Source organism: Pseudomonas sp. GW822-FHT04C11, from assembly GCF_058800905.1.
Map to the genome: position 1 here is coordinate 1 of NZ_JBXAMS010000003.1, position 13,671 is coordinate 13,671.

Annotated in this window: 12 protein-coding genes and 1 pseudogene; 2 read left to right on the plus strand and 11 right to left on the minus strand. The window is 61.5% G+C overall.

Annotation, left to right across the window (positions count from 1 at the left end; genetic code table 11):
• Both AC1RJ3_RS05500 and AC1RJ3_RS05505 read right to left on the minus strand, forming a co-directional pair.
• Window positions 1-233, minus strand: a pseudogene (locus tag AC1RJ3_RS05500) (IS256 family transposase); the annotation flags it as partial.
• A gap of 437 nt (window positions 234-670) precedes the next feature.
• Window positions 671-1,060 carry a DUF6124 family protein gene (locus tag AC1RJ3_RS05505; RefSeq protein WP_493077870.1) on the minus strand — a complete coding sequence of 130 codons (390 nt, stop codon included), beginning with the start codon at window positions 1,058-1,060 and terminating at the stop codon, window positions 671-673.
• Window positions 1,061-1,598: 538 nt separating this feature from the next.
• Between AC1RJ3_RS05505 and AC1RJ3_RS05510 the strand changes: the two genes are divergently transcribed.
• The gene (locus AC1RJ3_RS05510) at window positions 1,599-1,982 is read left to right on the plus strand and encodes an SCP2 sterol-binding domain-containing protein (protein WP_493077872.1); all 384 of its coding nucleotides are present in this window, start codon (window positions 1,599-1,601) and stop codon (window positions 1,980-1,982) included.
• A 298-nt stretch (window positions 1,983-2,280) separates the two neighbouring features.
• Here AC1RJ3_RS05510 and AC1RJ3_RS05515 read toward each other — a convergent pair whose 3' ends face one another.
• The 6 genes from AC1RJ3_RS05515 to exbB all read right to left on the minus strand — a co-directional run bounded on the left by AC1RJ3_RS05515 (window position 2,281) and on the right by exbB (window position 9,219).
• The gene (locus tag AC1RJ3_RS05515; protein WP_054594660.1) at window positions 2,281-3,681 is read right to left on the minus strand and encodes an aminoacyl-tRNA deacylase and HDOD domain-containing protein; all 1,401 of its coding nucleotides are present in this window, start codon (window positions 3,679-3,681) and stop codon (window positions 2,281-2,283) included.
• Window positions 3,682-3,759: 78 nt separating this feature from the next.
• Window positions 3,760-5,835, minus strand: coding sequence for an ATP-dependent DNA helicase RecG (gene recG / locus AC1RJ3_RS05520; RefSeq protein WP_054594659.1), 2,076 nt, complete (start codon window positions 5,833-5,835; stop codon window positions 3,760-3,762).
• Between the two features lie 9 nt (window positions 5,836-5,844).
• Window positions 5,845-6,768, minus strand: a complete 924-nt coding sequence (locus tag AC1RJ3_RS05525; RefSeq protein ID WP_054594658.1) for a hydrogen peroxide-inducible genes activator — start codon at window positions 6,766-6,768, stop codon at window positions 5,845-5,847.
• Window positions 6,769-7,045: 277 nt separating this feature from the next.
• A complete protein-coding gene (locus AC1RJ3_RS05530) occupies window positions 7,046-7,795 on the minus strand; it encodes an energy transducer TonB family protein (RefSeq protein WP_347928356.1) in 750 nt (249 codons plus the stop codon).
• Window positions 7,792-8,220 carry a TonB system transport protein ExbD gene (gene exbD, locus AC1RJ3_RS05535; protein WP_054594656.1) on the minus strand — a complete coding sequence of 143 codons (429 nt, stop codon included), beginning with the start codon at window positions 8,218-8,220 and terminating at the stop codon, window positions 7,792-7,794. Before exbD ends, AC1RJ3_RS05530 begins: the two co-directional genes overlap by 4 nt.
• Window positions 8,221-8,226: 6 nt before the next feature.
• Window positions 8,227-9,219, minus strand: a complete 993-nt coding sequence (gene exbB, locus AC1RJ3_RS05540; RefSeq protein WP_347928355.1) for a tonB-system energizer ExbB — start codon at window positions 9,217-9,219, stop codon at window positions 8,227-8,229.
• 189 nt (window positions 9,220-9,408) lie between these two features.
• On the opposite strand from exbB, the gene AC1RJ3_RS05545 reads away from it, so the two are divergent.
• Entirely contained in the window at window positions 9,409-10,266 is an 858-nt protein-coding gene (locus tag AC1RJ3_RS05545; protein WP_054594654.1) for an NAD-dependent epimerase/dehydratase family protein, read from the plus strand.
• A 70-nt stretch (window positions 10,267-10,336) separates the two neighbouring features.
• Here AC1RJ3_RS05545 and AC1RJ3_RS05550 read toward each other — a convergent pair whose 3' ends face one another.
• Genes AC1RJ3_RS05550 through spoT form a run of 3 tightly spaced genes read right to left on the minus strand, consistent with a single transcriptional unit; the run spans window position 10,337 to window position 13,655 of the window.
• On the minus strand, window positions 10,337-11,077 hold the full coding sequence (locus AC1RJ3_RS05550) for a hypothetical protein (RefSeq protein WP_054594653.1): 741 nt from the start codon (window positions 11,075-11,077) through the stop codon (window positions 10,337-10,339).
• 55 nt (window positions 11,078-11,132) lie between these two features.
• Complete coding sequence (locus AC1RJ3_RS05555; RefSeq protein WP_003229509.1) at window positions 11,133-11,513, minus strand: RidA family protein; 381 nt, start codon at window positions 11,511-11,513, stop codon at window positions 11,133-11,135.
• 36 nt (window positions 11,514-11,549) lie between these two features.
• Window positions 11,550-13,655: a bifunctional GTP diphosphokinase/guanosine-3',5'-bis pyrophosphate 3'-pyrophosphohydrolase gene (gene spoT, locus AC1RJ3_RS05560; protein ID WP_019694280.1), complete on the minus strand. Its 2,106-nt coding sequence runs from the start codon at window positions 13,653-13,655 to the stop codon at window positions 11,550-11,552.
• Window positions 13,656-13,671 lie beyond the last annotated feature (16 nt).

Consider the following 13,671-nt stretch of genomic DNA (forward strand, 5'->3'; position numbering starts at 1 on the left):
CCGCTTTTGCCGTTGCGCTGATTGGTTTCATCCTCTGGACGCTGCGCGCCCGGCGGATAGCCCAAGTGATGCCCGAGTTCAGCACTCAGGGCTCGCTCGATCAAAGCCTTCTTGAACGCCGCAGACGCGTCCTCGATGGCTTCAGCGGTCATCGGTCCATCGGTGAATTGCTCGAGCAGCTCTTTCGGGATTTTCGGCAGCTCTCGCAACGCAGGTTTCTTTTTGGTTGGCATACATGCACCTCTTACTCATGTTATGCCCGAACACAAAATTTCTGACACCCCCCCTTCTACGGACTTCAATGCGTTCCTCACTTCTTTTTCGGAGAGCCCGGCTGTTCAGAAAGCCTTTACTCAGCGACCTCTGCAATTTGTGGCGACGGTAGATGCTGAGCCCGAGCCGCGACAGGAAAAGCGCGCATTGGGAGGAGAGCAGGTTAAATTTCCGCTCTTGCCTGATCGCGCCCACCGAGAGGCTGAGGGTCTGGCGTTAAGCGTGAAAGAACTGAGTGGGGATCACGCTACGGCCATATTGAATAAGCCTGATACCGACTACTTGGTTGAGTATCGATTCGTGCGTGGTAAGTGCTGGATGCTCAGTGAGGTTTCGGATTTCGCGATTTAGCGAGGCACCGAGGGGCGCGCCAGTGTTGTCGTGCCCCTTGGTAGGCTTACACCTTAACTCGATACTCCACCGGATTCGGTGAATCGAGGTTGTCCATAGCGCGGTCGATCAGCAGTTGTGCGCCTTCGGCCATGCGGTAGATGGCGAGGGCGACGTTACGGCGGGAGCCTTCGATTTCGAAGGCGAGGTCGCCGGCGATGGCTTTGATGGAGGCGATGTCTTCGGAGGCGTTGGCCAGGAGGCTGTCGGTGTCGACGTCTGGGGCGACGATGAAGAGTTGGCCTTTGCGGGCGTCGGCCAGGTGGATTTTGGGCGGGGGCGTGCCCAGGTGATGGTCGAGGGCGCGTTCGGCGGCTTCGTGGAGCTTTTTCGAATCGAGGGATTCGTAGGGGGAAGTGGTTGGGGCTTCAGGAGGATTTGGTGTTGGTTTGATCATTGGATTAGTACCGATATTAGGAGCTAACACCATTTCGCTCGCACTTCGAATGAGGTGGCAGCTGTGTATAGGTGTGCAAGACCGGAATCGGCAAACCGGCAGACCCGAAGGCCTCCCACACACAGCCGCCATAACGATTCGCGAGCATAAGAAAACGCTCGATGAATAGCCATAACCGATTGTGTGCCGATCCCGGACTTGCACGTCCGTGTCACCGTTTTTTGGTGACAGGGTGAGACTAGCCCTGACTCGCAGGCTGGGATAGTTACCGAACACCGCTACAACTTGAAGGAAATGTCCGAGACCAATAGGGCTGGGAGAGAGCCGAGATCGGGTTGTCTGGTTTTGCAACCGCTGTGCGGTCGAACGCCGCCTTCGGCAGCTGCTACAGGGGGATGTGGTGGTCTTTGAGAAGTGTGACTTGGTGGTCATCGTGCTTAAAAAGCGCTTCATCTTCTTCTAACGCTGCGCAACGGTGGCGTTCTGGGTTTAAGCCGCTACACTGCGCCAGCGTTCATTTTTCTTTTGGGGCTTGAGCATGAAATTTCGTTTTCTTCTCTGGGTGATGGGCTTGCTGATGCGCAAGGCCAGTCGGACCAATCCGGCGTTTCAGCAGCAGTTGGGTGATAAAGAATTGGTGTTCCAGTTGCAGACGCTGGACGGCAAGGTGGCGCGGCACTTTGTGGTGAAGGATCAGCGTATTACCAGTAAGGCTGGGGTGTATGCCGAGCCGGCGTTTGCGATTGCCTTTAAGGATGCGGCTTACGGCTTTGCCACGATGCAGGCGAAGAACAAGCAGTTGGCGTTCATGACCGGGATTCAGGACAAGTCGATTCAGATCAAGGGCAACCCGGCGCTGGTGATGTGGTTCCAGGGGTTGACCAAGTATTTGAAGCCTAAGAAGGCGAAGCCTAAGGCTTGAGGACTGGTAAAGATCAAACCTGTGGCGAGGGAGCTTGCTCCCGCTGGGGCGCGAAGCGGCCCTGAGGCCCGAGACGGTGTTGTTTCAGATACACCGCGTCTGCCGGGTTTGCGGCTGCTGCGCAACCGAGCGGGAGCAAGCTCCCTCGCCACAAGAGTGAGTTACTGAGCTCTGTCACAAAAGTGAGTTGCTGAGCCCTGTCACAAGAGTGAGTCGCTGAGTTCTGTCACAAACGTGAGTTTCTGAGCTCTCTCACAAAAGCCCGCCCGACACTGGATTGAGTGTCAGGCGGGTTTTTTTAGGACTGGGTGAACTGCGAGGCCAGTTCGCGCAGCAGGACTTCGGCTTCGAGGACTTTGCTGACGACGTCGTTGGCTTTGTCGCGGGTCAGGCCGAGGCGGTCGAGCAGGGCGTCGGGGATTTCTTCGTCGGGGCCGGAGCCGATGCCACGGCTGCGCAGCAGGCGTACGGCCAGGCAGACGAGGTTCGGGTATTCGGCGTAGTCGCCGTCGTAGCTCGGGTCGTGCTGGAAGCGCAGCGCGGTGGACAGTTCATCCGGCATGTCCCAGTAGCGCATCAGCCACGCGCCGATCTGTTCGCGGCTGATGCCCAGCAGGTGTTGCTCGACAAAGCTGTGGCACAGGTGCGGGTTGACCTCCAGGTGGCGGCAGATCAGCGAGAAGTGTGGTGGGAAGACGTGGGCCAGCAGCAGGTAACCAAAGTTGTGCAGCAGGCCGGCGAGGTAGGTCAGGCCGGCTTCCGGGCGCTGGGCGCGCGGCATGGCGCGGGTCAGGCCTTCGATGACGGCGGCGGTGTAGATCGATTGGTGCCAGTACGGCGTGGTGTGTTGCGGGTGGTCCTTGGGCAGGCTCAGGGTTTTGCCCAGGGCCAGGCCCAGCGCCAGGTTGATCACCAGATCGAAACCCAGCACGCGGACGATCGCGTCTTCCACTGAACGAATTTTGCCCGGCGAGGCGTAGTACGGCGACGCCGCCCAGCTCACCACTTGCGCGGCCAGCGCCGGGTCGGTTTCGACGACGCCGGTGATGTCGTCGATGGTGGCGTTGGGGTCGACCCGCAGCTTGATGATTTTTTGTGCAGTTTCGGCCAGCGGCGGAATCTCTATGGTCGCTTCCAGGCGTTGCTGGATACGGCGCGCCGTGAAGGCCTGCACCGCTTGGGTGATTTCCTCGCGGTCATCGTCGGGGCGGTCGAGGTTCGGGCGAATGCTGCTCAGGGCTTCGCCGAAATTCGCGGCGCTGGCCTTGGTCAGCATGCTCTTGAAGTCTTCGCTGGTGATTTCCAGCAGCACGCCTGTCTCACCCGAGTTGATCAGCAACTGCGGTTCGCGCAGCAGGCTTTCTTCATACAGGCACGGCGAGCTGGTGAGCGCCGGCAGGCCGGGCAGAAAACTCAGGTTGTGTTTGCCGAGCATGCGCTCCAGGCGTTCGGTCGGTACGGCGGTGAGCCGGCGGCCGGTGAGTTCGGCGAGGCGGTTGAGGTCCAGTAACTGGCTCTGCGGGAACAGCACCATGAGCGCGCCGACAGCGTCGTCGACCAACACCGCTTGCACCTTGCGGGCGGGGTTGAGGCCCGGGCGGTCGAGCACTTCGGCGTAGCTGATGCCCAGCTTGCCGAGCAGCAACCGGATAACAGACGGAGCGTGCGGGGCTTCGGGTGCGAGGGCAACTTCGGTCATGGTGTGTGTCCGTTTTCAAACAATTGCAGGAGTATAACCAGCTTGTTTAAAACCATCGCCCAGAAACTGAGACACTGCTCACACTTGGCCGTATTGCTGCCCATGGCGTAGCCAGCGGTCGAGCAACGGGCTGACGTGATGCGGCCAACGCTCCAGCAATGCCTGGGCCGCGTCGCGCACCGCCGGCAGCAGGTCGGCGTCGCGCATCAGGTCGGCGACCTTGAATTGCAGCAGACCGGTTTGCCGGGTGCCGAGCATTTCGCCGGGGCCGCGCAGCTCGAGGTCTTTCTCGGCGATCACGAAACCGTCGTTGGTTTCACGCATGATACCGAGGCGTTGCCGACCGATCTGCGACAGCGGCGGATGGTAGAGCAGCACGCAGTGACTGGCGGCGCTGCCCCGACCGACGCGACCGCGTAACTGGTGCAGTTGCGCCAGGCCCAGGCGTTCGGGGTTTTCGATGATCATCAGGCTGGCGTTGGGCACGTCGACGCCGACTTCGATCACCGTGGTCGCCACCAGCAACTGCAACGCGCCGGCCTTGAACTGGGCCATGACGTCGGCTTTCTCGGCGGGTTTCATGCGCCCGTGAATCAGGCCGACCTTCAGCTCGCCGAGGGCGGCGGTGAGGTCTTCATAGGTGGTTTCAGCGGCTTGGCAGGTGAGCTCTTCCGACTCTTCGATCAGCGTGCACACCCAATACGCTTGCCGCCCTTCGGCGCACGCGGCGCGCACCCGTTCGATGACTTCAACCCGGCGCGTGTCGGTGACCAGCACGGTGTTGACCGGGGTTCGACCGGGCGGCAGTTCGTCGAGAATCGAGGTGTCGAGGTCAGCGTAGGCGCTCATCGCCAACGTGCGCGGAATCGGCGTGGCGGTCATGATCAACTGGTGCGGGCACATCCGCCCGCCCACGCCTTTCTGCCGCAGCGCCAGCCGTTGCTGGACGCCGAAGCGGTGTTGTTCGTCGATGATCACCAGCGCGAGGTTCTTGAACTGCACTTCGTCCTGGAACAAGGCGTGAGTGCCGACCACCATCGGTGTGCCGCTGGCGATTTGTTCCAGCGCGGCGACGCGGTTCTTGCCCTTGAGCTTGCCGGCCAGCCAGGCGACTTCCAGACCCAGCGGTTCGAGCCAGCGCTTGAAGGTGATGAAGTGCTGTTCGGCGAGGATTTCGGTGGGCGCCATCAGCGCCACTTGATAACCGGCCTCCAGTGCTTGCAAGGCGGCGAGGGCGGCGACCACGGTTTTACCGGCGCCGACGTCGCCCTGAATCAGCCGCAGCATCGGTTCGTGCTGGCTCATGTCGTAGGCGATTTCATTGCCCACCCGTTGCTGCGCGCCGGTCGGCGGAAAGCCGAGGTTAGCCAGGTATTGAGCCGGTAGCCGGGTGGCTTTGGGCATGGCCGGCGCTCGTAGCGCGCGCATGCTTTCACGCAGGCGTTGTTGCGACAGCTGATGGGTCAGCAGTTCTTCAAAGGCCAGACGGTGTTGCGCCCAGTGATGACCGAGGGCGAGTTCGTCGACATCGGCGTCCGCTGGCGGGTGATGCAAATAACGGATCGCGTCGGCCAGCGGCGCCAGTTGGTAGTCCCGCGCCAACTCTTGCGGCAGCCAGTCAGGCAGGCTGCTGGGGCCGAGCAGGGTCAGGGTTTGCATGCACAGTTGGCGCAGCCGCTGTTGGGTCAGGCCTTCGGTGAGCGGGTAGACCGGCGTCAGGGTTTCATCCACCGGGGGCGGTTCGTCGCCGGTGATGGCGCGGTATTCCGGGTGGTAGATTTCCAGCCCCGACGCACCGGGCCGAGCCTCGCCGTAGCAACGCACGCGGGTGCCGCGTTTCAGGCCTTCCTTTTGCGCGTTGCTGAAATGGTAGAAGCGCAGGCTGAGCCCGCCGGTGCCGTCCTGCAGGCGCACGACCAGGCTGCGGCGCCGGCCCATCACTACGTCGGCGCCGCTGACGGTGCCTTCGATCACCGCGTCCTGACCCGGCCGCAAGTGGCCGATCGGCACCACGCGGGTGCGATCCTGATAACGCAGCGGCAGGTGGAACAGCACGTCCTGGAGGTTTTCCAGGCCGACCTTGGCGAGTTTTTCGGCCATGGCTTCGCCGACACCCTTGAGTGCCGTGACCGACACTTGCGACAGCTCAGCCATTGCTACTGCTTACCCCGCAACCGCTGGCGGCTTGGCCACCGAGCACAGGCGGATCGAGTCCGCGAGGATTTCAATCGCTTTCGGCCGCGGGAAGCTGGCGCGCCAGGCGATGGCGACGGTGCGGAACGGCACGGGCGGCGACAGTGGGCGCACTTCGAGCACGCCGGGCGAGTAGTGATGACTGTCGACGGCCGAGAGCGGCAGGATCGAGATGCCCAGGCCGGAGGCGACCATGTGCCGAATGGTTTCCAGCGAGCTGGATTCGACGGTGGTGTGCTTGGCGCCGTCGTTGCCTTTGGCCAGGGTCGGGCAGGCTTCCAGCACCTGATCGCGGAAGCAATGACCTTCGCCGAGCAGCAGCAGGCTCTTGTCGTTGAGCAGGCTGGCGTCGATCGATTCTTTTTCGGTCCACGGGTGCTGGGCCGGCATCAGGACGTAGAACGGTTCGTCGTAGAGTTGCAGGGTCAGTACGTCGGCTTCGTTGAACGGCAGGGCGATGATGATCGCGTCCAGCTCGCCGTTGCGCAGTTTGTCGCGCAGCACGTGGGTGAAGTTTTCTTCGATGTACAACGGCATCTGCGGGGCGACCCGGTGCAGTTGTGGAATCAGGTGCGGGAACAGGTACGGGCCGACGGTGTAGATCGCGCCGACTTTCAGCGGGGCGGTCAGCTGGTTTTTGCCGGCCTGGGCCAGTTCACGAATGCCTTGGGCTTGTTCAAGGACTTTCTGGGCCTGGGCGACGATGCCTTCGCCAACCGGGGTCAGGCGCACCGCGCTTTTGCTGCGCTCGAAAATCAGCACACCGAGTTCGTCTTCGAGTTTTTTCACGCCCACCGACAGGGTCGGCTGACTGACGTGGCAACGCTCGGCCGCGTGACCGAAATGCTGTTCTTGGGCGAGGGTGACGATGTAGCGTAATTCTGTGAGGGTCATAGCGGGCGTCCATGATGATGCGGCCAAGCATACCGGCTGCAATCGATAGACGCACGTTATCAGACAGAGGGCGGAGAGCGACACTGGGCAATGCATGTTTGGCGCTGGCGGATATGCAAAAGGCACCTTTCGGTGCCTTTTGCAGATTCTCTGGCCGCCGCAGAACCTGTAGGAGCCGAGCTTGCTCGCGATGAGGCCATCATGTTCAGCATCTCTGTTGACTGACACACCGCTATCGCGAGCAAGCTCGGCTCCTACAAGGGTTTTGCGTTTGTGCTTAGTGTCGGCGTTTTTCCAGGGAGTACACAAACGGCGCAACGATTTCGATCGAGCCGTTCTTCAGCATGTCGGCCGGTGGCTTGGGCAGTGGCTGGGCGCGGCGGATCATTTCCAGGGTGGCCCGGTCCAGATCGGCATTGCCGGAGCGACCGACCAGTTCGTAAGACAGCACGTTGCCTTCAGCGTCGACCACGAAGCGCAGACGGTTCAAGCCTTCCTTGCCACGCGACTGGGCGGCAGGCGGGTACTTCTTGTACTTGGCCAGGTGCGCCAGCAGTGTGCCTTGCCAACTTTCCTTGGCCGCAGACTGCGCCAGCGTCGGGCCTGGGGCAGGTTGCGCGGATTTCTCCGTCGGAGTGTTGGTCGGCGGTGTGTCGCTGGGTTTTTCCTCGGCCGGTTTTTCCTTCGGCGGCTCGGGCTTTTTCTCCACCGGCTTGGGCGGTTGAGGCTTGGGCTTGGGTTTGACCGGCTTGGGCACCGAGATCGTCGGCTTTGGCGCTTCCGCGAGTTTCGGCAGCGGCAGCTCTTCGACCGGGGTCGGTGGTTGCGGCGGCGTTACGACCTTGGGCGGTGCCGGTGGTGGCGGTGCCGGAAGCGGCGCCAACTCGACCATCATCGCCATCGGCGGCAACTCGACCGGCGGCGAGGACTTCCAGTTGAGCGCGAGCAAAATCGCGACCGCGTGGACGCCCAGCACCACGACCAGGCTAGCGCCGTAACGCGTCAGCTTTTGGCGCGTCGTGATCATTTCTTGGCTGCCGTCTCAAGTCCGACCAGACCGACTTTCAGGTAGCCGGCGGCCCGCAGGGCATCCATCACGTGCATCAGGTCGCCGTAGTCCACGCCTTTGTCGGCCTGGAAGAAGATGGTCGTGTCCTTCTTGCCGTGGGTTCGCGCGTCGAGGGTCGCGCCGAGGGTTTCGGCGTTGACTTCGTCTTCGCCCAGGTACAGGCGTTGGTCGGCCTTGACGCTGAGGAACACCGGTTTCTCTGGCCGCGGTGCCGGTTTGGCGGTCGAGGCGGGGAGGTCAACCTTGATGTCCACGGTGGCCAGCGGGGCGGCGACCATGAAGATGATCAGCAGCACCAGCATCACGTCGATGAACGGCGTGACGTTGATTTCGTGGTTCTCGGCGAGATCGTCGTCTGCGCCTTCCTTTAAATGCAAGCCCATGGCGGATTACCCTACTTTGACCATGTGCGGTTGCGAGGAAATGCGCTCGGGCGGCAGGTGGTCGAGGTCGCGGCTGACCAGCAACAGGACTTGCGCCGAAGCATCGGACACCTGGGCCTTGTAGCCGGCGATGGAACGGGCGAAAACGTTGTAGATGACCACCGCAGGAATCGCGGCCACCAGGCCCAGCGCGGTAGCCAGCAGGGCTTCGGCGATGCCGGGGGCGACGACGGCGAGGTTGGTGGTCTGGGTTTTGGCGATGCCGATGAAGCTGTTCATGATGCCCCACACGGTGCCGAAAAGACCCACGAACGGCGCGGTGGAGCCGATGGTGGCCAGCACGCCGGTGCCGCTGCTCATGTTGCGGCCGCAGGCGGCCACCAGACGCTCGAGGCGGAAGCTGACGCGTTCCTTGATGCCTTCTTTTTCACGGCTGTTGGCCGACAGGCGCATTTCTTCAAGGGCGTCGTGGACCAGCAGGTTGGCGAGGGTGCCTTCCTTGGCCGCGCTGGCGCTGGCGTCTTTAAGGGTGGTGGCTTTTTTCAGGCTAGCGATTTCACCGCGTAGACGACGCTTGGCGCCCAGCAGCTCAAGGCCCTTGGCGATCCAGATAGTCCAGGTGATGATCGAGGCGATGGCCAGGCCGATCATCACGATTTTCACGATGATGTCGGCGTTCTGGTACATGCCCCACGGCGACAGGTCGTGAGCCATGCCCAGGGTGTTGTTTTCTTCCATCTGCTTTGTTGCTTCACCGAAATCAGCCAAAGCCTTTTGCACTTCCGGCGGCAGCGACGAAGTATCGACGCTGCCGTCAGGGTTTCTAGGCACGTCAGGTGTGGAGTGAGCGGCTGGCACGTTGGTGGTTGCAGGTGCTTCATCGGCGAAGGCGGCGGTCGGGGCCAGCAGCAGGCTGAACAGCAGCGCGGCGACCGCGCTCAGGGCGCGAGTGGGACGAGCAAGCGTGGTTGGCGAAGCGGAGAGTGAATTACGTGTCATGCTGGCCGGACCTAAGAGAAGAAGAGGGTTTAATGTCCTTCCAGGCCTCGTGGGCCGAGAACAAAAGTGGCGGGCATTATTGCAAGTAATTCTTGTTAACAAAAGTAATAGAGTCTCTTTTTTTCTTTGATTGCTAGCCGCGTGTCCAATACCAAGGCTAGCCTGTACCTTTCTGATGGGAGAATTTTGATGTCCGCGCCTTCTGTTTTGATCGCCGGTTGTGGCGATGTCGGCGGCCGTCTGGCCACTCAACTGTTGGCCTCGGGGTGGGAGGTTCATGGTTTGCGGCGTGACATCTCGCGCCTGCCCGAGGGCGTTATTGGCGTTGCCGGCGACTTGTTCAATGAAGACTGCCCGGCGACCTGGCCCGTCGGGGCGGTGGATTACCTGGTGTATTGCGCGGCCGCCACCGATCACGATGAAGCCGGTTACCGCGCCGCTTATGTCCAGGGCTTGCAGCATGTGCTGGAATGGCTGAACGACTACGGCCAGGCACCGAAGCGCTTGCTGTTTGTCTCCAGCAGCAGCGTGTACGGGCAGCAGAACGGTGAATGGATCGATGAAACATCGCCGACTCAAGCGGCCGGCTATTCCGGGCGAGTGATGCTGGAAGCCGAGCAGATCGCATTAAACAGCGGCATTCCTGCGAGTCTGGTGCGCCTGACCGGGATTTACGGCCCGGGTCGTGAGTGGCTGTTGAGCCAAGTGCGGCAGGGCTATCGCGTTGCGGTTGATCCGCCGCTGTATGCCAACCGGATTCATGTGGATGACGCGGCTGGGTTGTTGGCGTTCCTGTTGCTGCGTGCCGAACGCGACGAGGCGCTGGATGACTGCTATATCGGCGTCGACGATGCGCCCGCGCCGTTGGCGGAGGTGGTGGGCTGGTTGCGCGAGTACCTTGGGGTGACCGAATGGTCGGAGGATGCCAGCGTGCGCCGTACGGGCAGCAAGCGTTGCAGCAACGCCCGGGCTAAAGCGTTGGGCTGGACGCCGCGTTATCCGAGCTTTCGTGAAGGGTATGCGGCGATTCTTGAAGGTCGCAGCTGACCTTCAAACATCCAAAAACAACTGTGGGAGCAGGCTCCCACATTGGATCTTCGTTGCAGTTAAAGCAGGATCACTGCTTTTCCAGTGTCCATTGGCGATTGCCAGGGGTGAACGAAGGGACTTCGTCCGCCTGGGCGCCATTGACTGCCTGGAAGATCTCCATCTGTTTGCCGTTGCGGGTGAAGATCCACGGGTTGCCCTGGCCGCTCAGTTGCAGCCAGACGGTGTCGTGGCCGCCGCTCATGGAGGCGCAGTCGCCCGCCAGGCACAGCGCGTAACGGTCAGCACCAGGCAGGCCTTGAACGGCGCCGTCGGCCTGGAACTGCACGGTGCTGCCTTCGCCAGGACCGTTGACGATCTTCCAGCTACCGCCCAGATAGGCTGAGTACAGCGCACGCTCGAAGCTGGCACCAATCGGTGCGCCTTCGGGGGCGATGTCTTTGGCGCGGTCAAACAGTTGCTCAGGCTCGTTGTCGTTGGCCACTTGGTGCAACTGTTTACCGTCGCGCTTCAATTCGGTGGCAGCGCTGCCATAAAACTCGACTTTCCAGGCATCGGATTTCTCGCCGAGCATTTTGCCTTCGACGTTCTCGAAGCCGTTTGTGTATCGCGCCTGGCCGGCCTTGGTGTTGACGTCCCACTCCAGGTTCGGGCCATAGGCTTGCAGTGCTTCGCGCAGCGGGCCGCCCTTGGCCGCCGCATTGATTGCCGACTGGTTGATCCAGGTGCCACTGATGTCGCGGTCGGCAGGGTTGCTGGCACAGCCACCGAGAAACACCGCGAGCAACGAGAGAGCTAGCGCTTTGCGCATGAGGAGATCCTTACAGAACGAAGTCGGCGCAGCCTGGGAGGCTGCGCCGTGCGTATTACTCGATGACCAGGATGGCATCCATTTCAACCTGCGAACCCTTTGGCAGGGCGGCCACGCCGATGGCGGCGCGCGCTGGGTAAGGCTGGTCGAAGTATTTGCCCATGATCTCGTTGACCTTGGCGAAGTGGCTCAGGTCGGTGAGGAAGATGTTCAGTTTGACGATGTCCTTGAACGAACCGCCAGCGGCTTCAGCCACGGCTTTCAGGTTCTCGAACACCTGGACGGTCTGGGCTTCGAAGCCTTCGACCAGTTCCATGGTTTTTGGGTCGAGCGGGATCTGGCCGGACATGTAGACAGTGTTGCCAGCCTTGATCGCCTGGGAGTAAGTACCGATGGCGGCCGGGGCCTTGTCGCTGGTGATAACAGTCTTGGTCATGTATGACTCCTTGTAATGGGGTGCTGGATGGACGAGCTAGGCACGCATGCGGGTGATGCGAATCACCCCGGTCAGGGCGCGCAGTTTCTTGATCACGCGGGCCAGGTGTACACGGTCGTGTACGCTGACCACCAGTTGGACCACGCTGATACGACCGTCGCGTTCGTCCATGCTGATTTTTTCGATGTTGCCGTCGGCAGCGTTGACGCTGCTGGCCAGCAAGGCAATCAGGCCGCGCTGGTGTTCCAGCTCGACGCGCAGTTCGACATTGAATTCGCCGGTGACATCCTTGGCCCACGAGAGCTGGATGCATTTTTCCGGGTTGTGGCGGATTTCGCTGATGTTGCGGCAGTTGTCCAGGTGCACGACCATGCCTTTGCCGGCAGACAGGTGGCCGACAATCGGGTCGCCCGGGATCGGCGTGCAGCACTTGGCGTAACTGAGTACCAGGCCTTCGGTGCCGCGAATCGCCAGCGGACCTTCCGGGCTTGGCAACTGTTCGCCTTCGCCGAGCAGGCGGCGGGCGACGACATAGGCCATGCGATTGCCCAGGCCGATGTCTTCAAGCAGGTCTTCGATCAGTTCAAGGCGGTATTCGTTGAGCATCGCCTTGATGCGCTCGGCCGGGACTTTTTCCAGCGAGCTGTCGAAGCCGTTGAGCACCTTGTTCAGCAGGCGTTCGCCGAGGCTGATGGACTCGGAGCGGCGCTGCAGTTTCAGCGCGTGACGAATGTGCGTGCGGGCCTTGCCGGTGACCACGAAGTTGAGCCACGCCGGGTTCGGCCGTGCGCCCGGAGCGCTGACGATTTCGACCGTCGAGCCGCTTTGCAGCGGTTCGGACAGCGGCGCCAGGCGGCGGTTGATCCGGCAGGCGATGCAACTGTTGCCGACGTCAGTGTGCACCGCGTAAGCGAAGTCGACCGCCGTGGAGCCTTTTGGCAGCTCCATGATCCGGCCTTTTGGCGTGAACACGTAGACCTCGTCCGGGAACAGGTCGATCTTCACGCTTTCAATGAACTCCAGCGAGTTACCGGCGCGTTGCTGCATTTCCAGTACGCCCTTGACCCACTGGCGGGCGCGGGCGTGAGTGCCTTTTGGCTGCTCGTCGCCGCTGGATTTGTACAGCCAATGGGCGGCGATGCCGTTGTTGGCCATCTCTTCCATTTCACGGGTGCGGATCTGGATTTCGATCGGTACGCCGTGCATGCCGAAGAGCGTGGTGTGCAGCGACTGATAGCCGTTGGCCTTGGGAATCGCGATGTAATCCTTGAAGCGACCCGGCAACGGTTTGTACAAATTATGCACAGCGCCGAGCACGCGGTAGCAGGTATCGACCTTGTCGACGATGATCCGGAACGCATAGACGTCCATGATCTCGTTGAAGGCCCGACGCTTGCCGCGCATTTTCGTGTAGATGCCGTAGAGGTGTTTCTGGCGACCGCTGACCTCGCCCTGAATGCCGTCGATGGCCAGGCAGTGGCTGAGGGATTCTTCGATCTTGTTGACGATTTCCTTGCGGTTGCCCCGGGCGCGCTTGACCGCCTGGTAGATCCGCGCGGAACGCATCGGGTGCATGGCCTTGAAGCCCAGGTCTTCGAACTCTACGCGGATGGCGTGCATGCCCAGCCGGTTGGCGATGGGCGCGTAGATTTCCAGGGTTTCCTTGGCGATCCGCCGGCGCTTTTCACCGGACAGGACTTCCAGCGTGCGCATGTTGTGCAGGCGGTCGGCCAGTTTGACCAGGATCACGCGAATATCGCGCGCCATGGCCATGGCCATTTTCTGGAAGTTTTCGGCTTGGGCTTCGGCTTTGGTCTCGAAGTTCATCTGGGTCAGTTTGCTGACCCCGTCGACCAGTTCGGCCACGGTTTCGCCAAACTGCGCAGAGAGCGCTTCCTTGGCAATACCGGTGTCTTCGATCACGTCATGCAGCATCGCGGCCATCAAACTCTGATGGTCCATGTGCATGTCGGCAAGAATGTTCGCGACCGCTAACGGGTGCGTGACGTACGCCTCGCCGCTGCGGCGGCGCTGGCCGTCGTGGGCTTGTTCGGCGTAGAAGTACGCTCGGCGGACCAGGTTGACCTGGTCAGTGCCGAGGTAGGTCGATAAGCGTTCGGCGAGGGCGTCTATGCTCGGCATGATGACTCCTGCCGAT